This is a genomic window from Fodinibius sp. GM108 (assembly GCF_058386985.1).
On sequence record NZ_JBYEIR010000003.1, the window covers coordinates 225223 to 248818 of the forward strand.

General features: G+C 43.6%; 18 protein-coding genes. 3 read left to right on the forward strand and 15 right to left on the reverse strand.

Annotated features, from left to right (window positions below; translation table 11 throughout):
• Positions 1–11: 11 nt before the first annotated feature.
• The 3 genes from ACT3ID_RS06905 to ACT3ID_RS06915 all read left to right on the forward strand — a co-directional run bounded on the left by ACT3ID_RS06905 (position 12) and on the right by ACT3ID_RS06915 (position 6101).
• Positions 12–1073: a SusE domain-containing protein gene (locus tag ACT3ID_RS06905; RefSeq protein ID WP_491541270.1), complete on the forward strand. Its 1062-nt coding sequence runs from the start codon at positions 12–14 to the stop codon at positions 1071–1073.
• Between the two features lie 79 nt (positions 1074–1152).
• Positions 1153–4020 carry an alpha-amylase family glycosyl hydrolase gene (locus ACT3ID_RS06910; protein ID WP_491541271.1) on the forward strand — a complete coding sequence of 956 codons (2868 nt, stop codon included), beginning with the start codon at positions 1153–1155 and terminating at the stop codon, positions 4018–4020.
• A gap of 218 nt (positions 4021–4238) precedes the next feature.
• Complete coding sequence (locus tag ACT3ID_RS06915; RefSeq protein WP_491541272.1) at positions 4239–6101, forward strand: glycoside hydrolase family 13 protein; 1863 nt, start codon at positions 4239–4241, stop codon at positions 6099–6101.
• A gap of 304 nt (positions 6102–6405) precedes the next feature.
• Here the strand turns inward: ACT3ID_RS06915 and ACT3ID_RS06920 are convergent, their stop codons facing one another.
• From ACT3ID_RS06920 to ACT3ID_RS06990, 15 genes are all read right to left on the reverse strand, one after another.
• Positions 6406–7962 carry an MFS transporter gene (locus ACT3ID_RS06920; RefSeq protein WP_491541273.1) on the reverse strand — a complete coding sequence of 519 codons (1557 nt, stop codon included), beginning with the start codon at positions 7960–7962 and terminating at the stop codon, positions 6406–6408.
• A 48-nt stretch (positions 7963–8010) separates the two neighbouring features.
• Entirely contained in the window at positions 8011–9567 is a 1557-nt protein-coding gene (locus tag ACT3ID_RS06925) for an alpha-amylase family glycosyl hydrolase (protein WP_491541274.1), read from the reverse strand.
• A 44-nt stretch (positions 9568–9611) separates the two neighbouring features.
• Positions 9612–10004, reverse strand: coding sequence for an endonuclease domain-containing protein (locus tag ACT3ID_RS06930; protein WP_491541275.1), 393 nt, complete (start codon positions 10002–10004; stop codon positions 9612–9614).
• Positions 10005–10173: 169 nt separating this feature from the next.
• Complete coding sequence (locus ACT3ID_RS06935; RefSeq protein ID WP_491541276.1) at positions 10174–11193, reverse strand: LacI family DNA-binding transcriptional regulator; 1020 nt, start codon at positions 11191–11193, stop codon at positions 10174–10176.
• A 170-nt stretch (positions 11194–11363) separates the two neighbouring features.
• Positions 11364–12596, reverse strand: a complete 1233-nt coding sequence (pabB, locus tag ACT3ID_RS06940; protein WP_491541277.1) for an aminodeoxychorismate synthase component I — start codon at positions 12594–12596, stop codon at positions 11364–11366.
• Positions 12597–12656: 60 nt separating this feature from the next.
• Complete coding sequence (locus tag ACT3ID_RS06945) at positions 12657–13532, reverse strand: aminotransferase class IV (RefSeq protein ID WP_491541278.1); 876 nt, start codon at positions 13530–13532, stop codon at positions 12657–12659.
• Positions 13525–14064: a peroxiredoxin family protein gene (locus ACT3ID_RS06950; protein ID WP_491541279.1), complete on the reverse strand. Its 540-nt coding sequence runs from the start codon at positions 14062–14064 to the stop codon at positions 13525–13527. Before ACT3ID_RS06950 ends, ACT3ID_RS06945 begins: the two co-directional genes overlap by 8 nt.
• Positions 14065–14066: 2 nt before the next feature.
• Positions 14067–15851, reverse strand: coding sequence for a glycoside hydrolase family 13 protein (locus ACT3ID_RS06955; protein ID WP_491541280.1), 1785 nt, complete (start codon positions 15849–15851; stop codon positions 14067–14069).
• A gap of 19 nt (positions 15852–15870) precedes the next feature.
• Positions 15871–16863, reverse strand: a complete 993-nt coding sequence (pfkA, locus tag ACT3ID_RS06960; RefSeq protein WP_491541281.1) for a 6-phosphofructokinase — start codon at positions 16861–16863, stop codon at positions 15871–15873.
• 206 nt (positions 16864–17069) lie between these two features.
• On the reverse strand, positions 17070–17837 hold the full coding sequence (locus ACT3ID_RS06965) for a tetratricopeptide repeat protein (protein ID WP_491541282.1): 768 nt from the start codon (positions 17835–17837) through the stop codon (positions 17070–17072).
• A gap of 182 nt (positions 17838–18019) precedes the next feature.
• Positions 18020–18727: a hypothetical protein gene (locus ACT3ID_RS06970; protein WP_491541480.1), complete on the reverse strand. Its 708-nt coding sequence runs from the start codon at positions 18725–18727 to the stop codon at positions 18020–18022.
• Complete coding sequence (gene ispG / locus ACT3ID_RS06975) at positions 18687–19940, reverse strand: flavodoxin-dependent (E)-4-hydroxy-3-methylbut-2-enyl-diphosphate synthase (RefSeq protein WP_491541283.1); 1254 nt, start codon at positions 19938–19940, stop codon at positions 18687–18689. The genes ACT3ID_RS06970 and ispG overlap by 41 nt, the downstream gene beginning before the upstream one ends.
• A gap of 79 nt (positions 19941–20019) precedes the next feature.
• Positions 20020–20886, reverse strand: coding sequence for a rhomboid family intramembrane serine protease (locus ACT3ID_RS06980; RefSeq protein WP_491541284.1), 867 nt, complete (start codon positions 20884–20886; stop codon positions 20020–20022).
• Between the two features lie 56 nt (positions 20887–20942).
• Positions 20943–21485: a rhomboid family intramembrane serine protease gene (locus tag ACT3ID_RS06985; protein ID WP_491541285.1), complete on the reverse strand. Its 543-nt coding sequence runs from the start codon at positions 21483–21485 to the stop codon at positions 20943–20945.
• A gap of 592 nt (positions 21486–22077) precedes the next feature.
• Positions 22078–23406, reverse strand: coding sequence for an amidohydrolase (locus ACT3ID_RS06990; RefSeq protein WP_491541286.1), 1329 nt, complete (start codon positions 23404–23406; stop codon positions 22078–22080).
• Positions 23407–23596: the final 190 nt, after the last annotated feature.

The following is a 23596-nucleotide window of genomic DNA, read 5'->3' on the forward strand; positions in this document are numbered from 1 at the left end:
AATCTAGTGTTATGAAGAATTACAAACTGATACTTTTGACGGTCATCGGCATCTTTGCCTTGGCATCCTGTGATGAAGGTCAACCGGGACCGGTTATGAGTTCTAATCCCGGGACTCCCTCCATCAATACTCCTGAAGAGGGACAAAGCTATACCCTTTCTGAAGAGGAAGCTGATGAGAAGCTGTTTACGATGGAATGGACAGAGCCTGACTACGGATTTTCTTCAGCTCCGGACTATACGATCCAAATGGATTCTACCACTCACAATTTTGAGGATCCCATTGAAATCGCGACAGTCAACACCACTTCATTTTCCGTAACAGTCGGTGAAATGAACGGTATTATCCTTGGTGCGGATTATCCTTTTGGAGAAGAGTTAGCAATGGATTTCCGGGTCATTGCATCCGTAGCAGACTCGGTAGAAGAGCAAGTATCTGATCCTGTTACATTGAATATTACCGCATATTCTACCTGTGCATACTGTCCCGAAATTTATGTTCCCGGTGGTTATCAGTCATCAAGTGGTTATGGCGGTGATTGGTCTCCGGCCGATGCCCCTGCCCTTGCTACAATAAACGACCAGGATCAATATGAGGGATATGTCTATATCGCTAATGCCAATAGCCAATTTAAATTTACAGCTGAACGTAACTGGGCGAACGGCGACTGGGGAACCAGCGGTACCGATGGTGAGCTGGAATCTCCCGGTAATAATATCGTTGCCGAAGAAAGTGGCTATTATAAGATGAATATTGACCTCAACAGTCTGACCTATGAACTCCTCAATACAACATGGGGTATTATCGGTAATGCTACGGCTGGTGGTTGGGATGCTGACCAAGACATGACTTACGATCCCGATGAGAAAGTCTGGACAATAACTACTGATTTGGTGGCCGGAGAAATGAAGTTCCGAGCCAACGATGCCTGGAACATTAATTATGGCGATAATGAAGGAAATGGTACGCTACAGCAAGATGGTGCTAATATTCCCATCGATTCCGATGGCAACTACACCATTGAACTAGATCTCAGCGCAAATCCATACACCTATAATATTACGCAAAACTAGCTTTTGGCAAATTCTATATTTCATAACCCACTCATCACTTGGTGAGTGGGTTTTATAATTACTTTCAGAATGCTGGCTTATGAAGCGTTTTTTCTCAGTTATACTTCTCTTTCTGGGTTTTCTTCCCGCAGTGTATGCTCAGGTTGTTTCCACCGATCCTGAATTCCCCACTGCCGATAAAGCCGTTACTATCTTTTTCGATGCTAAGGAAGGTACAGGAGGGTTAGAAGATTACAACGGAGATATCTATGCTCATACCGGGGTTATAACAGATGAGAGTGCTGATGGTTCCGACTGGAAATATGTAATCGCCGACTGGAATGAAAATACCGAAAAAGCCAAGATGGAGCCTGTTGATGGTGAAGACAATATGTACAGGCTGGACATAGATCCCTCAATAAGAGAATTCTACGGCGTTCCCGATAGTGAAACCATTGAGCAGATGGCTTTTGTCTTTCGCAACAATGACGGCTCACGTGAAGGTAAAGCCGAGGGCGGCGAAGATATCTTTGCGGAGGTGTATCAGGATCAGTTTAATGTAAAAATTATTCAACCCACCAAAGACCCCTCCTTTTACGAAAGAAACAATACCGTTACAATTGAGGGAATTGCCTCATCGGAAAGTTCAGATGTTGAGCTAACCCTTTCTATAGGTGAACAGCAAGTGGCGCAGGTTAGCGATGATACACTTGAATACAAATATACTCCGCAAAATGAAGGCAACTATACAATCAGATTGGAAGGTACAGAGGGCGAAAATAGTGATGAGGCCACGCAGCAACTGGTTATAAATCCTGATATCGTCGAGCAAGATCGACCGCAGGGTTTACAGGATGGTATTACCTACGTTGATGATTCGACGGTCCGCCTTTCGTTATTCGCCCCTCATAAAGAATTTGTGTACTTACTCGGTGATTTCAATAGCTGGCAGATCGATCCCGATTATTATATGAATCGCGAGACGGTCAATGCCGACAGCAGCTATTACTGGATCGAGATCGACGGTCTTTCTCCCGGGCAAGAATATGCGTTTCAATATTTCGTAGACGGCGAAGTTCGTATTGCTGATCCTTATTCCGAGAAGGTGCTGGATCCTTTTAATGATCATGAAATTCCCGAAGATACTTATCCGAATCTCAAACCTTATCCCGAGGGACAAGAGCAGATTGTGGGTGTCCTGGAGCCGGGCAAAGAATCATACGAATGGCAGCACACCAGCTACGACCGCCCGGAAAATGAAGAATTGGTTGTGTACGAGCTACTGATCCGCGATTTTGTGGATGATCACAACTATGAGACTCTTACCGATACGCTCGATTACCTTGAAGGCCTTGGGGTGAATGCAATTGAGCTGATGCCGGTCATGGAATTCGAGGGCAACAACAGCTGGGGCTATAATCCCTCCTTTTTGTTTGCTACTGATAAGTACTACGGTCCGACCGAGGACCTAAAGAAGTTTATTGATGAGGCTCACTCCCGAAATATTGCAGTTATTCTGGATATCGTTCTGAACCATGTCTATGGTCAATCGCCCCTGGTGCGGCTTTGGAATGAGGGTGAGTACGGACGGCCAACGAGTGAAAATCCGTATCTGAACGTAGAGTCGCCCAACCAGACCTATTCTTGGGGATATGACTTCAATCACGAATCTCAACCCACACAATATTATGTGGATCGCGTTACCCAGTACTGGTTGGAAGAGTTCAATGCCGACGGTTTTCGTTTCGATTTCACCAAAGGCTTTACGCAGAATCCGGGTGACGGCTGGCAGTACGACAACGACCGCATCAGAATCCTGAAACGCATGGCCGACCGGCAGTGGGTTGTTGATGATTCATCGTACGTAATCCTTGAACATCTAACGGCGAACAGCGAAGAACAGGAACTGTCTGACTACGGGATGATGCTGTGGGGCAACGCCAATCACAGCTACAATGAAGCTACCATGGGATATCACAATAATGGAGACAGCGACTTTTCCAGTGTCTCCTACTCTTCCCGCGGATGGAATAATGCTCATCTGTTGGGATATATGGAGAGTCATGATGAGGAGCGGCTGATGTATCGCAATCTGGAATATGGCAACAGCTATGGCAGTTACGATATTACCAATCTCTCCACGGCTCTGAACAGAAACAAGATGGCGGCGGCATTCTTCTTTACTCTACCCGGACCAAAGATGATCTGGCAGTTCGGAGAGCTCGGCTATAACAAAAGCATAAACCTGTGTGAAGATGGGAGTATCAATGATGATTGCAGATTGTCACCAAAACCGATCCGCTGGGACTATTATGAAAATGATGAGCGAAGGAAATTATACGACACCTATAAAGCACTCCTTCGGCTGAGGAATTCTCATCCAGCATTTACATCCGAAGAGTCTGACGTCAACCTGGATCTTGAAAATGCTACAAAGCGAATTACTCTTAGTCATCCGGAAATGGAAGTAACTATTGTAGGTAATTTCGGAGTGAAAGATGATGATCATGTCCAACCTGAGTTTGATCAAACCGGCCATTGGTATGAATTTTTTACGGGCAATACTCTAGATATTACTAATGCCGATACCACAATCCCGCTAAATGCCGGGGAGTTCCGTCTCTATACGACGGAAAAGTTTGAAGCCCCTGAGAGTGATCTGCTTACCGGCGGTACCGGTGAACCCGACGGCGATGAAGAAGTTTCAGAGCTTGTCCTTCATCAAAATTATCCCAATCCTTTTAATCCCACGACCATGATTCCCTATGAATTACCGGAACCGGCCGAAGTACGGCTGCAGGTATATGATGTGCTCGGACGCAGGGTGACGCAACAAGAGCTGGGAGAACAACCGGCGGGTGAAGGTGAGATTCGTTTTGATGCTTCAGGACTTTCAAGTGGATTATATCTATACCGGGTTGAAGCCGGATCAGAGTTTAAATCCAGGAAAATGATGCTGATTAAATGAATGAATTAAAAATATTAAAAAACTGAGTGTCACCCTGAATTCATTTCAGGGGTCTGTTGCATTTACCTTTTACTGCAACAGATGCTGATGAGATCCTGAAGCAAGCCTGTCCCGACTGTTGTCGGGGTTCAGGACAGGGTTCAGCATGACATACAGGAGATAATTTAATAGTAGTAATCCCTCAATTAGTCCAGATTTCTTAATCAAACCCAAACAACATGAAACTCTTTTATCGCTCATTAAAATTATTCTTTGTTCTGGTATTCTTATTTACAGCCTCTGTCAGTGCCCAAGACTACGAAATTGATCGTGTAGAACCATTACACTGGTGGATCGGGATGGAAAATCCTGAATTACAGGTTATGATCTACGGAGATAATATCGGCAACCTTACTCCTCAAATTGATTATGCAGGGGTTAACATTAAGCGGATTCAAAAAGTTGAAAATGACAACTATCTGTTTCTGTATCTGGATATTTCGCGCAATGCCGAGGCCGGCAAAATGGAGATCTCGCTCACCAACGATGGCCAGCAGGTATTGAGTTATGCTTACGAGCTTAAAGAGCGTGAACAAGGCTCCGCGAATCGTGAAGGATTTAACTCCTCCGACGTCATATACCTCATCACTCCTGACCGCTTTGCCAATGGAAATCCCGGCAACGATGAGTTGCCGGAGTATGAAGATGGGCTGGACAGAGAAGATGATTACGGACGTCACGGTGGCGACATTCAGGGCATCATTGATCATCTGGATTATATCGAGGAGATGGGATTTACGGCAATCTGGCTTAACCCGGTACTTGAAAATGCCATGGAAGAATCCTCCTATCACGGTTATGCCTCTACCGATTATTATAAAATAGATCCCCGTTTCGGCAGCAATGAACTGTACAAAAAGCTCAGCAAAGAAGCCGAAAAGCGCGGGATCAAGCTTATCATGGATCAGATCATGAATCATTCAGGGTCTAACCACTGGTGGATGGACGATCTGCCGACATCAGACTGGGTACATCATCCCGATGAGTATCAAGAGACCACACACCGCCGCACTACTCTTCATGATCCATATGCTTCGGATATTGACAAAAAGCGTTTTACCGACGGCTGGTTTGTGCGGACAATGCCGGATCTGAATCAGGATAATCCCCTGCTGGCTGACTACCTGATTTACAACAGCATCTGGTGGATTGAATACGCCGATCTCAACGGCGTTCGTCACGATACGCACCCATATCCCGGACAGGAATTTACCGAGAAATGGATCTGTCGTGTAATGCAAGAATATCCCAACTTTAATATCGTGGGCGAAGAATGGTCGGTTGATCCTTTGGTAATAGCCAAATGGCAACGCGGCAGCGATATACCTACTGACTTCAGCTCTTGTCTGCCCAGCCTGATGGATTTCCCTATCCAGACTTCCCTTGTTGATGCCCTTACCAGTGAGGAGGACTGGGGAAGCGGTTTTGCTAATCTTTACGAGACATTGAGCTTTGATTATGCCTACGCCGATCCGTTTAATATGGTGATCTTTCCCGACAATCATGATATGGACCGCTTTTATCGTCAGGTTAACAACGATTACGATCTATACAAGATGGGGCTAACCTACATCATGACGATGCGGGGGATACCGCAGTTTTACTACGGCACGGAGATCCTCATGAGCAATAAAAAAGAGCACGATCACGGTGACATACGAGAAGATTTTCCCGGTGGCTGGACTTCAGATGATGTTAATGCCTTTACTGGTCAGGGACTATCAAGTAAGAAAAAGGAAGCGCAGGACTTTGTTAAAAAGCTGCTTAACTGGCGGAAAGATAATCCCGTTATCCACAGCGGAAAACTGATGCAATACGCCCCGCAAGGTAATGGTACTTACGTCTATTTCCGATACACCGATGAAGAGTCCGTAATGGTTATTCTCAACAAAAATGAAGAGTCCGTCATCCTGAATTCGGATCATTATTACGAGCGACTCGATGGCTACAGCAAAGGCACTGATGTTATCACTGGTGAAACTTACTCGGTGGATAACCTGGAAATACCTGCCAGATCATCGCTCATCCTGGAATTGGAGTAATAGATAAAACTTTCCAAGTTTCGAACTTTGGAAAGGTTAATTGTGCTTAGCGCGGGAATTAATTCCCGCGCTATTGATATTAGTACGGAACAATGTGGACCCATGCCAGAACTAAAGCGCGATTATTTTGCTGTTCCGACGCAGAGCATCGGAACGAGATGAAACCCTATAGCGTCCGCATGTAACGAAACTAACAACGTAGAATGCTGTCAGGTACCCAGGCCAATTCATCTGAAAGATTTTTATTCTCCGTCCCGCACCAGAGGTACGGAACGAGAATTTAAAAGTAAAGTCAGAGCTATTACTACACAGCTACTTCGGCTGTCTCTTCTTGGGCCTCCTGGGCTTTATCATCCACAAATACCATCATGAAGGCGGCTATGCCCATGGCAACACCGCCAGTGATAAGAGCGTAGATTGCTTCGCCTCCGAAGAAGTTGCGAAGCATCGTACCCAGGATGCTGGCTGCCACAATTTGAGGAATGACAATGAAGAAGTTAAACAAACCCATATACACTCCCATTTTCTGGGCCGGAATTGCTCCCGATAAGATAGCATACGGCATTGCCAAAATACTGCCCCAGGCAATACCGATGCCTAGCATTGGCAGAATAAGCATCATAGGATTGCTGATAAAATAGATTCCTGCCAGACTCACACCGCCAATAAGCAGTGCCACTGCATGTACAATTTTACGACTCGATAGTTTCGCAAAGTAAGGCAGTGCAAAAGCTATAACGGCCGCAAATCCGTTATAAATTGCGAAGAGAATACCGACCCAGTCAGCGCCCTCGTTATACATCACTGATGTGGTGTCACTTGTTCCATAAATATGTGAAGTGACGGCAGCCGTGGTATATATCCACATGGCAAAAAGTGCAAACCACGAGAAAAACTGCACGGCCGACAGCTGAACCATTGTTTTGGGCATCCCCAGAAAATCCGAGACAACAACAACTAAACCGTGTTCTTCATTGCCTATTTTTTGCATGATGCCGGCAATCCCCATCACCAACCCAAATATGGCTACTCCCAAGCTAAAGATGTAGAGCTCTTTTTCAAAATCGGCACCGTAAATATAGTAGGTCAATGCCAGTCCAATTAATATTAAAACGGATGCAGCGGTAAACTTCCGTTTTGCATTTCCCCTGGCCTTACTTTCTTTGGCAGCATCAAGCAATGTTGATTCGCTTCCCGGTTCTTCTTCAGAAAATTTTTCGAGTTGATCCGGTGGATACTCCTCCGTTTTTAAAACTGTCCACAGTACGGACCCCAGGAATGTAATGCCTCCAATATAAAACGACCATTTAACCGCGGGTGGAATCTCTCCAGCAGGCGCTGTATTTGCCAAGCCAATCCAGTTAGTCATAATATACGGCAAGGCCGAAGCAATCACCGCTCCCGTACCGATAAAGAAGGTTTGCATAGCAAAGCCTTTGGTATGTTGATCGGCAGGAAGCATATCACCAACAAACGCCCTGAATGGCTCCATCGATATATTAATAGACGCATCCATAATCCAGAGCATACCGGCAGCCACCCAGAGAACGGGTGAATTTGGCATAATAATGAGAGCCAGCGAAGCGAAAATAGCACCCACTAAAAAATAAGGTCTGCGTCGACCCAGACTGTTCCAGGTACGATCACTCAAATGTCCCACGATCGGCTGCACCACCAGACCAGTGACTGGGGCAGCAATCCACAGAATTGGAATATTATCGATATTGGCGCCGAGCGTTTCAAAGATACGACTGACATTCGCATTTTGAAGGGCAAAGCCGAACTGGATGCCGAGAAATCCAAAACTCATATTCCAGATTTCCCAAAAGCTGAGCTTAGGTTTTTCCGTCTGTTTTTTCATGAAGAATTCATTTTTTGGCTTTTATATATTCCGTTGAGCAATTTGCCATCATTTTTCCATTACCAGATAGGTATGTGGTGCTAATTCTAAATTGTTTGTTGGTATCTCGATGCTGTTTTCTGGATCAAAAACGTTTGTATATATTGTTGACTCATCCATATCCGGAAATATTACTGTACGGGTTTTATCAGAAAAATTAAGGATCACCATAACTTCACTGTCTCCTTTTATCCGCTTATAGGCATAAACGTCTTCCGCCGGCTCCACATCAATAGCCCGAAAATCACCGCCGTACTGACCGTTCCATAGAGCTTCGTTGCGATCTTTTAGCTCAAAAAGAGTTTTGTAAAACGATTCGTACTCATAGTCATCCCACTCAATGGGATCACGCTCAAAAAATTCAAGCTGTTTATCGAGCCCGTCTTCTTGTCCGCTGTACACCAGCGGCATTCCATCGATTGTAGCTGCCATCACCGCAAAATTCTCGAAGTTATCGCCAAACAACTCTTCATCTGTCCCATTCCAGGAATTTTCATCGTGGTTCGAAGTAAAGTACAATCTGTATGCATGGTCAGGAAATAGCGAATCCTGTTCAGCCATATATTGTGTAATTTCACTCAGCGGGACATTCCCCTCGGCTATTTCAGTCGTCATATGAAAATACTCCCAGGTATATGTCGCATCAAACCACGGATGCATCTCCGGCGTGTTCCACTCGGCCAGCCAGAAAAAATCTTCTTTCGATTTATTAACCTCAGGAATTGCTTCCTTCCAGAATTCCAACGGAATGTCATGTCCGGCATGATCAACGCGATAGCCGTCAACATTTGCTTCTTCGATCCAAAATTTCATGCGGTCAATCATCTTGTCCCAAAGCTCTTTGTTGCTGTAATCCAGCTGTGCTATATCCGTCCAGTCGGCTTCGTATGTAATCGCACCCGTAGAATCTTTCATATAATACTCCGGATACTCATTGACCCAAGGATGATCCCACGCCGTATGGTTCGGTACCCAATCCAGAAAAAGCTTCATGTCATGCTCATGTGTGGCTTCAACCAGCTCTTTAAATTCCTCCATCGTCCCAAAATGAGGATTCACCTCCGTATAATCCTTAATAGAATAATAGCTCCCCAACTCTCCTTTACGCTTCTCTTCTCCGATAGGATGAATAGGCATCAGCCACAAAATATCGACGCCCATATCTTTGAGACGAGGTAAGTGTTCCTGAAAGGCTTTAAATGTCCCTTCTTCGGTATATTGACGTATATTCACCTCATACATATTCGCACTTTTTGACCATTCGGGATGCTCAATCTGAGCGGCGGCATCTGTTTCTGCTCCACCACCTTCTGAAACTGTACACCCCCACCCCGCTGTCAGAACGAATAGCAAAAGTAACAGAAAGGGGTTATTTATCTTTGCCAACGTAGAATTTTTCATTGCTCGTTTTTCATTTGAGTTTAAATTATTTTCAAAACATTCTTCGGGAGATGAATTCAGCTGTGCTTTTTCATCTGTTGCATCTTTGTATAACCAACCCACCGCGATAAAAGCCAGCACCTGTTCCTCCTTTGAAGGAGGTGTAGGGGATGTCTTTTTTTGCACCAACTTTCATATTTATTGCCGGTTACAACTTGGGTTAAATCCCCCTAACCCCCTTTGGAAGGGGGAATCTTCTTGTCTTTTTCCAATTTCAGTATCATTTCTTCAATTTTTTGTAAGACGCCTTCGATGTGCTTCATTACATCGTGATCGTAAAAACGAATAAACGTACAACCAAGAGATTCTAACCTTAGCTGGCGCTTTTCGTCATATTTCTGTTTTCCATCATGACTGTCTCCGTCAATTTCAATTATGAGTTTTAATTCGCGGCAATAAAAATCGACGATAAATTTATCTAAAGGTTTCTGTCGGTTAAATTTATAACCATGCATATTTCCCGCTCGTAAAGATTTCCAAAGTGCGATCTCCGAGGGTGTGCTATTTTTCCGCAGCTCCCGAGCGCGTTCTTTTAATTTCGGGTGGTATTTTATATAACTCATAATCTTAATTTCAGCAATACTTCCCCCTTCGAAGGGGGGAGCTTCGGGGGTTGCCCGAAGCAAGGGGGATGTGACACAAAGTCAAATCTTTTTCATATTAGTTAAGATCCAGCACAAATTACTCCTTTTGAAGCATTTTTTGTCGATTACAACAGCAGACTAAATCCCCCTAACCCCCTTTGGAAGGGGGAATATTTGTTGTAGAACGGAGTATCAATTCCGGCGAAAATATCTTCTGGGTCGGTTGATGATCGGGATTATTCATACGGTCAATAAGTTTCTTAGTGGCAAATGATCCCATATCGTACATGGGCTGACGAATCGTTGACAAACCGATGTATTTGGAGATAGTAATATCATCATACCCAATAATCGGGATTTGTATCCCTTTCTCTTCCATCGCCTTGAGAGCTCCCACTGCCTGAATATCAGAAGCACAAAAACAGGCTTCCGGCGGCTTAGATAATTTCAGAAGCTTATTCATGGCTTCATATCCGTTCTTTTCCGAAAATCCATCCCGATACAAAGAGTCCCCCGTTACCATAAGTTCTTCATCGATTGGGACACCTGCCTCTTGCAGAGCCTTTTTATAACCTTTGATACGCTGCTCTCCGGGCTTGGATGTTTTTAGTGCACTTATCAAACCAATGCGTTTCAATCCTCTGTCGAGGAAATACTGCATAACCTTGTCAATACCTTCCTCATTATTCACACTCACCGAATCCAGTTTGGAATAAGATTCGTCAATGAGGGTTATCGGCATATCGTAATGCTGCAATTTCTCTAACTGATGATCACGCAAATGAGTGGAAATAAACAGATACCCATCAGCCCATTGGCGCTTGATGATATTTTCTGCCTGAGAAAACATCTTGTCATCGCCATTGCTCTGAATATTAAAAATGTTCAAGTCGTAATTATAATTGGATATTTCATCCTGAATACCGGCCAGTACTTCCATGAAAAAATAGTTGGAAAGTACCGGGACCACGACCATAATGATATTCTTCTTCTTACGGGCCAGCCCCTGTGCATATGCCTGGGGATGATATCCCAACTCATCAGCTACTTTTAATACTTTTTCCCGGGTTTTGTCGGTTATCCCTTCACTTTTATTCATCACCCGCGAGACCGTAGCTATACTTACTCCCGCTTTCTTTGCAATGTCATAAATAGTATTTCCAGCCAATTGACAAATCCTTTTTTAATTATTTTAAAAGAATATATCTAAAAAAGATGCGAAATGTAAGCCCTTACATTTTTCCACGTCAACTACAGTACAATCTTGATTAAATAGCTATAATTATTCCACAAAGATTCGCAGAGGAAACAAAGAGCTGCACAGATTATTTGAGAGAATTACTCTTTCAGTGATATTTCCTCACCTTGAAATGCCTTAACTAACGCCCGTGCTTTTACCTGCGTCTCCTGCCACTCTTTTTGAGGATCCGAATCACTGGTAATAGCCCCTCCCACTGAATAGTATAACTGATCTTGCTGTATAATTGCAGTGCGAATAACAACGTTAAAATCGAAATCTCCACCCTTTGTGATATAACCGATGGCACCTGAATAAATTCCGCGGCGATAGTTCTCGAGCTTCTCTATCGCTTTCATGGCACTTACCTTAGGTGCCCCGGTCATCGATCCCATAGGAAAACATGCTTTAAGGATGATTACCGGATCTTCGACATTAGCCTGTGCCTTTATTGTTGAGACCATTTGATGCACTGTGCCGAACGATTCTACGCTAAATAGCTGAGGCACATTTACAGTCCCGGGTTTAGCTATACGGCTTAAATCATTGCGGACCAAGTCAACAATCATCAGGTTTTCGGCTCGTTCTTTCGCTGATGATAACAGCTGTTCTTTCAATTCCTGATCAATTCCCTGATCATCACTGCGTTCGGCGGTTCCCTTTATAGGCTGGGAAAAAACAGTGTCTCCCTCCTTCCGCAGAAATCGCTCCGGTGACTGACAACAGACGGTCCAGTCATGGGTATAGATAAAAGCTCCAAACGGCACGGGACCTACTTTTTTCATCTGATGATAGAGTGCCAGTGGATTTCCATCAAAGTCTCCCTTCATCTGGTGTGAAATGTTTATTTCATAATAATCCCCTTCTGCTATTTCATGTTGTGCACGGCGGATACGTGCTAAATAATCTTCTTCTGTTGACGTTGACCTAAAATTTTGCAGATTAAAAGTACCCTCACTTTCTGAAAGGTCATTACCTGCATAACCATCGGGCAAATCACCTCGCAAAACTTGCACCTCATTGGTGTTATGATCCAATTCCAGCAAAAAACCGGGATTCATAAAATAAAGGTCAGGTGCTTTGATCTCGTCTCGATTGGCGGAGCTCAGATCCTCAATATGATTTTTCAGATCGTATCCCAAATATCCGAACAGCCATCCCTGTTGTTCCGAATAAAACTGCTGCAATGCCGACCAGGGATCTCCTGACATTTGAATCTTCTCTCCCCTATCCCAAATGGAAATACGATGATCCCTTGCTTTAATCACAGCTTGAGGTTGGGCCGCCAAATATGATTTACGTGACCAGGGATGTTCATCAGATTGTGATTCCAACAAAATGACGGTCCCTCTTTCACAAAAAAATCTCGTCAGTTCTTCAAGGTTAATAACCATTTACTTATCCAGCGATTGCAGGTTTGCTTCTTTAAACTGATGAAAACGAGCCTTCAAGTTCTTCAATAGTTCATGTTGAACATTAAATGAGTAACTATCAACTTTTTTGACCGGCAGCAGCTCGCGGACCGAATTGCAAATCCATACCGTATCAGCATGAAACAAATCTTCTAGTGAAAATCGTCCCTCCCAAAGCTCCCAATTCTTATGATCATTGATCAGCTGAATTAAAATATCACGCGTAATACCCGGCAGGATATCACAATCTACAGATGGCGTAAATACTGCCTGATCTTTTATCCAGAAAATATTCGCTATCGTTGTCTCAGATACCGATCCATTTATCGTAGTCATCACGGCATCATCTCCTCCCTTTTCAGCAGCCTCGCGGGATGCCAGAATGTAATTGATACCGTTGGTGAACTTCACATCTGCGGGCATAGATTGCGACGGAATGCGCTGCAAATCCACAGTCATCAATGTAGGATGTTTAAAGCTATCGGGACACGCTGAAGCGGTAATCGAAAAATGCGATTGAGAATCCTCATTTGGCAGATAACCACGTCCACCGTCCCGCCACACCTGCAGCCGGACAATCGCATCCTCCTGAATAAGCTGCTGTTGTTCAAGCAGCTTGGATATCAATCCCCGAAGGTTATTAATCTCTAGTCCGTCCGGTGTTGGTATCCCCAAAACATCTAAGCCTCGTGAAAGTCGCTCAAGGTGTTCAGATAAAAAAAGGGTCTGTGAATTATAAATGCGGAGCGTCTCAAATACGCCGTCGCCATACATCAATCCGCGGGATAATGCTGGTACAATCGGGATGTCGGCCGCAACAATCTTTCCGTCAAAAATGATATGGCTGCTACTACTCATTGCTAAGAAGTACTTTCAGGCTATCATATTGGGTGTCGTCAGGATATCCCAAAAAAACATGTTCGAGCTTTCCATCGGGATTATACATCATCTGTGCCGGAAGTCCCGGCATGTTAAAGTCAGAAAAGTGTTGGGATCCCTCTACAAACTGAAACGGAAACTGATGTTCCTGCATATAAGACCTAACATCTGAATGAAGCACATTTACTGATGCAGCAATTACCTGTAGCCTATCAGAATATTGATTCTTGATGTGAGCCAGTTGTCTGTGGGATTCTTGCGAGACATCTGACCAGTCGGACCAAAAATCGAGCACAACAAACTGTCCCTCAAAATCTTGTACCCTCAGGCTGTCATCTTCCTGTATTTTTGGAAACCACATTGTTTGAAGAGAATCCTGCGAAAACATGCGCTGTTGAAAATCCGATCGCTCGGCTGTCCTGTTACTATAAGTAAATAGGGCGATAAGTATTGCAGCAATAACGGCAACAATCACCAAAAAGGTGTTAAAATATTTAGGGTCTATTCGCATACTTACTTTCTCTTAGGAGCTATTATAGCTCCGGAAACCGGCGGTAACGTTATAAAGACATGATGATGATCATCAATCTTTACCCGGCTGCCGGTAATCAAATTTTCCAGATGTTTATCTTCTGTAATTTCTAATTCCATCAGCGGAATACGAAATCTTTGGGAATCATCAGAACAATTTAAGGCAACCAGGCAAAACATTTGATTATTCAACACCCGGGCAAATGCAAGAATGTTTTGATCATTTTGGATCAACATCTCCTGCAGGTATCCAGTTTGCAATGCCTTATACTGATTTCGAATACGACCCAGCTTTTTATACCAGTTAAACAACTGTTCATCAAACGTATTTTCATCAACGGGACGTTCTTTACCCTGGGGATGATGTTGCTCGGGCTCATAATTGTATTCTTTCCAGAGCATAGGCTTCCGATCATCGGGATCGTCGGCGCCCCACATTCCCGCCTCGGTGCCGTAGTACAGCATGGGCGCTCCTACGTAGGTATACTGTAAAAGGGCAATCAGACGTTGCAGACGACGTTCATCGGCATTGGGTTTGCGAACATTAAATCCCTCTTCGGGTGTTGTTCTGGTATCAAACTCCCGGTGCGGATTAATAATCATCGAAGCCAATCGTGGTGTATCATGACTTTCCAACAAGTTTTGCTGCACATGTTCAGCTCCCTCTGGTAAGGTATCTCTGATCGATCGCAACCAATGCATAAACTCAGACGGAGTAATTGTCTGATCGATCATATATTTCTGGACCGCCTTTAAAAATGGGTAATTCATAGTTGCGGTAAAAAGTTTGCCATTGATCCACTCTTTAGCTTTTGTTGTCCAGATCTCTCCAACAGTATAAGCATCAGGATTAATTTGGCGGACCAGCGAGCACCACTCTTTCCAAAATTTTTTACCAACCATATCAGGCACGTCAAGTCGCCAGCCGTCGATGCCATCCGAAGGATCTCCATCACCGTCTGGATCCATCCATCGCTTCGTGATAGCAAAGATATGCTCTCGGACCGGTTCCACCAGCGTTCCCTCCACTTCCTTGAGTTCAGGCAGACTTTTCACACCCCACCAACTATGGTAGTCGAATTTAGATTCTCCATTTTCAGAGTTGCGAAAGGTTTTTACCGCATACCAATCTTTATATTCTGATTCTTGCTGTTTCTGCTCAAGATCACGAAATGCCCAAAAGTCAGTCCCGGTGTGATTAAAAACGCCATCGAGTATTATCCTCATATCCCGCTGATGTACTTCATCAATCAGCTCTAGCAAAAGCTTATCAGCTGATGTCCACTGCCAGGTAGAGGGATCACGGGGGTCTTCCTTCCTCATAATTTCAACATCGCCATCGGGGTCAGGACCAAAAAAGCGATCCACATGATGATAACAGCTGGAATCGTATTTGTGAAGTGAAACAGCGTCAAAAACAGGATTCAGATATATTCCGCCGACACCCAGCTCCTGCAAATAATCCAGTTTATCAATAATACCCTGCAAATCTCCACCGTAGCGCCTTTTGAATACTCCACTGCGAAAGGTTGAACCCAAAGATTTTTCCCACTCTGCCTGTTCATACCAGTCGCCTGTCCATGGAGACAGTTCCCAACCTTCGGGTCCGTCTACCCGTTCGCGGGTAGGATCGTTGTTCGGATCACCATTTCGGAATCGTTCCGGAAATATTTGGTACCAGATAATCCCTTTCGCCCACTCTGGTGCTTTGTATTGTTTTTCTTCGGTAAAGACGGGGTGTGATTCCTTTTGTGATAATTCTGACATCTTCTACTCTTAAATAAGATCAAATCGAGATTATATCGGCTACGCGTAACAGTTCCTTATCCATTTGGGGATTTTGTTTAGTAGCTTTTTCAAAATCTGTAAAACGTACTTTACGATCTTTTATTCCCACCATTTCGTTTCTTCGCCCATCTTTCAATGCTTCTACTGCAATAACGCCAAGCCTGCTGGCCAAAACACGATCGGTGCAGCTGGGACGTCCTCCTCTCTGCACGTGTCCTAAAATTGTTACTTTAGTTTCATAGCGATCGCCGAATCGCTGTTTTACCTTTTCTTCCAGATCATATACACTGCCATTGTTATCCCCTTCGGCTACAATAACCAGTCGTGATGATTTCTGCCGTTGTGAGGTTCGATGCAAGGATTCAAAAAGCTTTTCAATACCACGATCCTTCTCAGGTATCAGCACCTCTTCAGCACCGGCTGCAATGGACGAATAAACAGCGATGAAACCAGCATCACGTCCCATTACTTCAATAAAAAACAGCCGATTGTGAGACGTCGCCGTATCACGAATTTTATCGACAGCCTCGACAACCGTATTCACTGCTGTATCAAACCCTATTGTAAAATCTGTGCCGTAGATATCATTATCAATAGTACCGGGAATGCCGATAATAGGAATGTCATATTTTTCATCAAAACGCATCGCACCGGTAAAGGTCCCATCACCGCCAATAACAACCAGTGCATCTATATCATATTTTTGCAAATTCTGCCAGGCTTTTTCCATCCCTTCATCGGTTTTAAACGCTTCGCTTCGGGCTGACTTTAGAATTGTACCGCCCTGATGGATAATATGTTTAACAGAACTGGCATCCATCTTTTCAATTTTACCTTTGATAAGACCGTCATAGCCCTGATAAATGCCGTACGGAGTTAATCCTTCATACACGCAGGTCCGCACAACCGCACGAATAGCCGCATTCATTCCGGGAGCATCTCCTCCCGATGTTAACACACCAATTTTGTTAATTTTATTATTCTGAGACATGGACTGCTATAATGTTAGTTGTAGATCTTATTTCATCAAAAGGGTATAAGCCGTAACTCTTTTCTGATCAGCTTGAAAATAAAAGAAGTATAGTAAAATGCGAGATTATTGTTGCTTGGATAAAATAACTGGTTTGCTCAAATTTGGGGAAAGTGAACAGCTGCGAAATTGGGCTGTGCACTTCTTGGTGAATAATCCGGGTTAATCTATTGTAAATCATCAATAAGCTGACGACAATCTTCTTTTATTTGTTCATCATCGGGTGTTAAATTTGGGAGTTCCAGTGCTTGTTGACAAGTCTCAATAGCCTCCTGATCTCGTCCCATTTCTTCATACACTGTTGCCAAATCGTAGTAGTACAACACATACTCATCGTTTAATTCGATAGCCTTTTCAATGTTTTGAGCAGCCTTTTCATTACTCGCGTTACCTGGGATGCCACCAAAGAGCGTATTAGCTGCCGTTCGTTCGATCCAGCTTAGATTGGCAATTTTGAAATTCCATCGGCCCAGCACATGCCATGCACCCGCATGGGTGCTGTCATACTCCAGTGCCCGGTCAACATATTTCTTGATATCACGCGAAGCTGCTACCCGTTCACGGGCTCCCGATATAAGAGCTTTGCGTCCCATCGCCACAGACATAACAAAATTGGACTGAACATCCGTAGAATCAACCTCCAGCGCCCGCTCTGCAAAATCGATGCCCCTGTTATAATATGCCTCCTGCTCATCTTCATCTTTTAACCGATTTCCAATCCGGGAATATAAGAAGCTGGTACGCCATAATGCTTCATAATGATTGGGATCCTCCTGAAGTACCTGATGATAAAGCTCGAGGGCTTGCTCTTCTTCATATTGCTGATAAAGCGAATCGGCTTGCCGTTCCAGCTGAGAAATATCTGGCTGAGCTGCAAGGATGAGCGGAATTAGAAAAAGAGTTTTAAAAGAAATAATACTTTTAAAATAAATCATATTGGTATCTAAATTTATTGTCGGCAACATCATTTAAAATACGATTATTACTTAGATTTTCCTGATGCTGCCATCCGAAGCAACCTCTATAGAAAGATCCTCCAGCAGTCGGATGTAACCATATTCATGAACGATTTTGCTCATCACGATATTTTGGCAGTGGCTGATAACTTGTTGGCGGATCATTTCCGCTCTTCAATCATTCCCCGTGTATCAATCTGAAAGGTAGAATGAATTATGTTGTCATAGTTAAATGGATATTTGATTCCCCGATCCATTGATGACTGTATACGGATATAATCATCTTGTTGGTCAACGTTAATGTCTGTTGAGATATCCTGTTGTAGGTTTTGTCGGAATACACCCACTGTTTGGAAACTTACTAATGAATCATCATGATAGGTAGCTGCAATGAGTTCTGTATCTTCATAGATTGATTCTCTTTGAACTATAATCCAACGAATGATAACATCTTCGAAAGAAGAATAACCGAGATTTCCAATATTGAAATTGGTATCGTATTTATCCTCTATTTCATCGCATGTTGAAAGCTCTTTCTCAAGAATACTGCTATCTATCTGCAACGGGTAATCTCGCTCACTGCCTAAATCACACTGTCCGAATTCAGCCAGATATTTCTCAAGTGTTTTGTAGCTTTCAATCCGGAAGGTTTGTTCCTGTGCCTGTTTCTCACTGAACTCTTGATATTGTTCCGATTTAAGGTATTCCTGATCGACAGGCGCTCGATCTCCACAAGAAATCAGAAAGACAGAGATAAGCAAAGGAAATATAATCTTTGTAGGAGCTGCGATAATAGAGTTTATAATAGCATATAAGCACCAGATAATGCTAAGTGGTTTGTTCAGCGGTTTCGGGCTCTTCTTCCCCATTAGTGCCATAATTCCGCATGACGTAATTATCGAGAATATTACGAAATTCTTCTCCAATGCCCTCACCCCGCAATGTTTTATAATGCTCTCCATCCATATAAACCGGAGCTTTGGGCTCTTCAAATGTGCCCGGTAGTGAGATACCGATATCGGCATTACGTGATTCGCCGGGACCGTTTACGACGCATCCCATCACGGCCACATTCATCTCTTCAACACCGGGATAAACATCCCGCCAGATCGGCATCATCTCACGCAGGTAATCCTGGATTTCATCGGCAAGCTCCTGGAAATAGGTACTATTTGTACGTCCACACCCTGGACAAGCCGTTACCTGAGGTACAAAGTTTCGAATCCCAAGCGATTGCAGTATCTGCTGACAAATACGGACTTCCTGTGCCCGATCTCCGCCGGGCTTGGGCGTCAGCGAGACTCGAATGGTATCTCCGATGCCTTGTTGCAGCAGTACTGACAAGGCTGCCGTACTCGATACAGTTCCTTTCATGCCCATACCTGCCTCGGTTAGTCCAACATGCAACGGATATGGAAGCAGTTCAGCAATCCGCTCGTAGACATGCACGACATCCTGCACGTGCGACATCTTACAGCTGATAATAATTTTATCAGATGGGAGACCTACATTTTCAGCCAGCTCTGCCGAGCGACGCGCACTCTCCACCATTGTATCAAGCATTACCTGTTTGGATGATTTGGGATTCTCGAGCTCACTATTTTCATCCATCTTTTTAGCCAGCAACTTTTGATCCAGCGATCCCCAGTTAACACCGATGCGTACCGGTTTATCGTGCTTGATAGCCTGTTCTACAATCGTGCAAAAATTTTCGTCACGGGTCTTGGTACCTGTATTCCCGGGATTGATGCGAAACTTCGAAAGTGCCTGAGCTGCTTCGGGATAATCAACCAGCAGCTTGTGTCCGTTATAGTGGAAATCCCCTACAATAGGCACCGTTACACCATCAGCAAGCAGCTTCTCCTTAATTTTCGGAACAGCCTTGGCTGCGTCATCATTATTAACTGTGATGCGGACAATTTCGGAACCTTCGCGATGAAGGTATTTGATTTGTTCAGTTGTCGCTTCAACATCAGACGTATCGGTATTGGTCATCGACTGCACCACAATGGGAGCTCCGCCCCCTACCGGTACGTCACCAACCATTACCTGTATCGATTCACGTCGTTTAATGTGAGACATAATTGTATTTTATTTCTTGATTCTATCGTATCCTTTAAAAACAGATACGACGCAGATACTCTAACCTAATTTGTGATAATTACGTTTTCTTGCTCAGTTCAAAGAGCTTCTTTTTTTCCTCTTTTGTGAGAGCATCATATCCTTTTTCGGATATTTTCTCGAGAATTTCATCCAGCTCGGATTGATCTGTTTCGTCAATGATTTCAACGTCAGAAACAGAGTACATATTCTCGTTTTGGGGCTGCGTTTTTTTCTGTTGATATACTCCTTTCACGCGATACCAAAACTGTTCAATAGGCAATAACCACTGCCCCCAATCCTGTCCACGAGTGTGAGCTTTCATCATCAGATAACCTATACCTGCACCGCCCAAATGCACAATACGAGCCGTCCCGTCCGAGGATCCCAGTAACAAAACATCGATGGCAATAAGTCCTGCGATGAGATATCGTGCTTGGATGGGCGGCAGTAAAATCAGCATAATGGGCATGGTGGGATAAAGCATTGCAAAAGAAACCATAATGCCGTAAACCGCACCCGAGGCTCCAATCACATAGTTGATGCCCAGGAACTGTGCAAAGATGATATCTAGCAAAGCTCCGCCGATACCGGCTCCCATGAAAATAGCCGTAAATGTACGTGGGCCGAGCGTTTCCTCAACAGAACGTCCCAGCCACCAGAGCCATAGCATATTAAACAGCAGGTGAAAGACACCGCCGTGTAAAAACATATAGGTTACCATTCGCCATGGCTGAAAAAGAGCTGTCTGCCATTCGGGATAAAAAGCAAATGCCTGAATCAACGCATTGCTATATGCAGGACTTATAATAGCCAGAATGGACTGAATTAAAAATACGGCAATATTAAGCGTAATAATAGCCCGGATTGCTGTAGGCAACCCACGGTATCCCTGCTTTACGGAAGTGCCGAATGAATCGTTATGCATGCCTCAATCTGATATTGAAATTTCTCTCACACTTTTAATTTAAAAAAATTTTACTGTTAGTAATAAGAATCTTCACCCTTAAGCCCCCAATATTTAATCAGAATAAAGCCGACCAGCATTCCTCCCAGATGAGCAAAATGGGCAACTCCTGAATTTGCGCGGGTTAGTCCGCTGACAAGCTCAATAACACCAAAAATAGCTACAAAGTATTTTGCTTTTATGGGGATGGGCGGAAACAGGAGCATGATTGGCCGTTCGGGAAACATCATTCCAAAAGCAAGCAAAATACCATACACTGCTCCCGAAGCACCAAGTGTTGGAGCTCCTCCGCCTCCTATCAACATGTGTAGAAGTGCAGCTCCTATTCCCGTGAAAAAATAATACATTACAAATCGTTCTGTTCCCCAGAAGTTTTCAATAGCCTGACCAAACATCCACAAAGCAAAAAGATTGAAGAAAATATGTCCCAGGCTGGCATGTAAAAACATATAGGAGACCAACTGCCATAGGTCAAAACGTCCTGATCCTATCGGCCAAAGTGCCCCAAACTCAAACAGAAATTGTCCAACCATTGGCGTATTGAGAGCAAGAAATGCCAATAAGTTGATTATAAGGAGGTGTTTAACCGCTGGGGGAAATATTGAAAGCTGTGTATTTGGGCTGTATTGGGGTGATTGATAGTTCAAAAATATGCTGTATTAATTATCATTTTCTTTCAGGGGAATATACGGTTCCTGAGGGTGAATTCGAATAATGAAGGCTGTTAAGTATTTACTTGAACCAGTTAATCCATTGTTAATATACGTTAACTGTTGATCTTTGTTCGCAAAAGAAAACTATCACTCGAACGAACGGAATATATATTTATTTGCAGGGGTAACTGTTCTGATAAGATCTATTATTTATTACGATTGATAATTACAACTGTAGCTGCAATTACTATTAAAACTATAACCGCAATGATGATGAAATAAATATACATATCTCTCCCTTAACTTTTTCCTTTTCATTTTTTTGCTGAATTATTACTCTAAATATACTCTTACTCATGGATTTTTGCAGCGGTATCCGTTGAATTTTACCATCCTTTGGAAAATTGTTGAGAACCTATTCTGACTCAAGTTTTAAGATTAGTGTTATTGTAGAGCGATTTGCCAAATCGCTCTACTCATATATTATAATAATGATGAATCACTCGCTGTAATTCATCATATAATCAATAGTTAGAGACGCCAGTGATTTTACCCCCAGCTTCATACCCTCTTCCTCGATGTAAAAGTCAGGCGTGTGATGCGGAGCGGCTTCCGCTGGATCCATGCCTTTTGGCATTCCTCCCACAAACCAGTAAAAACCGGGTACTTCTTTTTGAAAAAAGGAGAAATCTTCGGCTCCGGTAATGGCATTTTGCAAAATTACATTACCACTGCCGGCTACACGCTCAAGCGTCGGTACCATTTGCTCTGTCAACTCCGGATTGTTGTAAGTAACCGGATAACCTTTTTCGATTTCTACTTCGGCTGTGGCACCCATACTTTCTGCCGTTGTAGTTACGACATGACGAATTTTATCATGAATTATCTCCTGCATCTCAGTATCAAGCGTGCGGATAGTACCAATCATCTCTGCTTCTTCGGGAATGATATTATTGCGAACTCCCGCCTGGATTTTTCCTACCGATATAACCGCTGCAGCTTCGGTAAGTTCAGTTTGTCGGCTTATAATTGTCTGGAGTCCTTCGATAATCTTGGCAGAAGTCACAATAGGATCAACCCCAGTCCATGGTGTGGAACCGTGTGTCTGCTTCCCTTTAACTTTGATTACAAAACGATCAGAAGCAGCCATTGTACCTTTGGGCTTGTACTTGATTTCCCCAACTTCAGTCTGCGAATTGATGTGCTGGCCAAAGATCACATCCACATCAGGATTCTCCAGCACGCCCTCTTTGACCATAAGTTCGGCACCGCCCTCTTCACCGGGAGGAGAACCCTCTTCGGCCGGCTGGAAAATAAATTTTACCGTCCCCTGGAGCTCATCTTTCATATCATTAAGAATCTTTGCAGCTCCCATCAACATAGCAATATGTGTATCGTGTCCACAGGCATGCATGACACCGGTTTCTTCTCCTAAATAGGTGGTAGTTTTCGTAGATTTAAATGGCACATCGGTACGCTCCGTCACGGGCAGGGCATCAATATCAGCCCGAAGACCGACAACGGGACCATCCTTTTCGCCCTCAAGAATACCTACGACACCTGTATGGGCAACTCCCGTCTCTACCTCCATATCTAACGACCGCAGGTAATCGGCAATATAAGCGGCCGTTTCTTCTTCCCTGTTCGAAAGCTCCGGATTTTCATGAAAATGCCTGCGCCATTCAACAACCTGATCAAAAATTTCTTCGGTTTGTTCACTTATTTGCTGATGAATTTGCTCGGCAGCTCCATCTTGTGCAAAAGCTGTTATCTGCCCTATCAGCAATAAGAAGATAATCCCTAGTCCAATTCGTTTAATCATCACCATAGTATTTTGTTCATGATAGTTATTTCGAATTAGTTATATATAGAACTGTATGGTTTTTTTCCAGCGTTAAATAAACGAAGATGTGGGATTAGTAAAGTTATACAAACAGAGAAAGCAAAGGAGACCCAGAGTTGCACATAAAAATAAAGTTACCTCTTACCCACGGATAAATCCGTGGGCTAATAATTTT

Bases quoted from the DNA above. Each gene is read 5' to 3' on its own strand.
- ACT3ID_RS06905 (WP_491541270.1), top strand. From the start codon at position 12: ATGAAGAATTACAAACTGATACTTTTGACGGTCATCGGCATCTTTGCC.
- ACT3ID_RS06910 (WP_491541271.1), top strand. From the start codon at position 1,153: ATGAAGCGTTTTTTCTCAGTTATACTTCTCTTTCTGGGTTTTCTTCCC.
- ACT3ID_RS06915 (WP_491541272.1), top strand. From the start codon at position 4,239: ATGAAACTCTTTTATCGCTCATTAAAATTATTCTTTGTTCTGGTATTC.
- ACT3ID_RS06920 (WP_491541273.1), bottom strand. From the start codon at position 7,962: ATGAAAAAACAGACGGAAAAACCTAAGCTCAGCTTTTGGGAAATCTGG.
- ACT3ID_RS06930 (WP_491541275.1), bottom strand. From the start codon at position 10,004: ATGAGTTATATAAAATACCACCCGAAATTAAAAGAACGCGCTCGGGAG.
- ACT3ID_RS06945 (WP_491541278.1), bottom strand. From the start codon at position 13,532: ATGAGTAGTAGCAGCCATATCATTTTTGACGGAAAGATTGTTGCGGCC.
- ACT3ID_RS06950 (WP_491541279.1), bottom strand. From the start codon at position 14,064: ATGCGAATAGACCCTAAATATTTTAACACCTTTTTGGTGATTGTTGCC.
- ACT3ID_RS06955 (WP_491541280.1), bottom strand. From the start codon at position 15,851: ATGTCAGAATTATCACAAAAGGAATCACACCCCGTCTTTACCGAAGAA.
- pfkA (WP_491541281.1), bottom strand. From the start codon at position 16,863: ATGTCTCAGAATAATAAAATTAACAAAATTGGTGTGTTAACATCGGGA.
- ACT3ID_RS06965 (WP_491541282.1), bottom strand. From the start codon at position 17,837: ATGATTTATTTTAAAAGTATTATTTCTTTTAAAACTCTTTTTCTAATT.
- ACT3ID_RS06970 (WP_491541480.1), bottom strand. From the start codon at position 18,727: ATGGGGAAGAAGAGCCCGAAACCGCTGAACAAACCACTTAGCATTATC.
- ispG (WP_491541283.1), bottom strand. From the start codon at position 19,940: ATGTCTCACATTAAACGACGTGAATCGATACAGGTAATGGTTGGTGAC.
- ACT3ID_RS06980 (WP_491541284.1), bottom strand. From the start codon at position 20,886: ATGCATAACGATTCATTCGGCACTTCCGTAAAGCAGGGATACCGTGGG.
- ACT3ID_RS06990 (WP_491541286.1), bottom strand. From the start codon at position 23,406: ATGGTGATGATTAAACGAATTGGACTAGGGATTATCTTCTTATTGCTG.